The organism is Avibacterium volantium, from assembly GCF_049366555.1.
Classification (GTDB): domain Bacteria; phylum Pseudomonadota; class Gammaproteobacteria; order Enterobacterales; family Pasteurellaceae; genus Avibacterium; species Avibacterium volantium_A.
In genome coordinates this window covers 1-390 of record NZ_JBMMGT010000074.1, presented here as the reverse complement: position 1 = coordinate 390, position 390 = coordinate 1, and the positions used below count along the sequence as shown (strand labels likewise).

Here is a 390-nt window from a genome sequence, read left to right as displayed (position 1 = left end):
GCCGAAGTATTATGGCGTGATTTTTTAGTGCATAATCCAACCAATCCAAAATGGTCAAACCGCGATAGATTTGTGTTATCAAATGGACACGGTTCAATGTTAATTTACAGCCTTTTACATTTAACGGGCTATGATTTAACCATTTCAGATTTACAACAATTCCGCCAATTACATTCTAAAACCCCAGGCCACCCTGAATATAGTTGCTTTTTATTATTTTGAAAATAGCTTATGAAAGCCATTTAATGGATATACTTTTAATATGGAAAAAGTATAAAGCTATGAAATAATTAGTTAATAGAAAAAATAAAACTGCACCTATTTATAAGTGCAGTTTATATAGAAAACTTAATAGAAATAATTTATTCAACAATGGGTGTAATTATATTT

Annotated in this window: 1 pseudogene; it reads left to right on the top strand. The window is 29.2% G+C overall.

From position 1 onward, the window contains the following. Positions 1 to 201: pseudogene (locus ACLS0A_RS11050) on the top strand (transketolase); the annotation flags it as partial. Positions 202 to 390 lie beyond the last annotated feature (189 nt).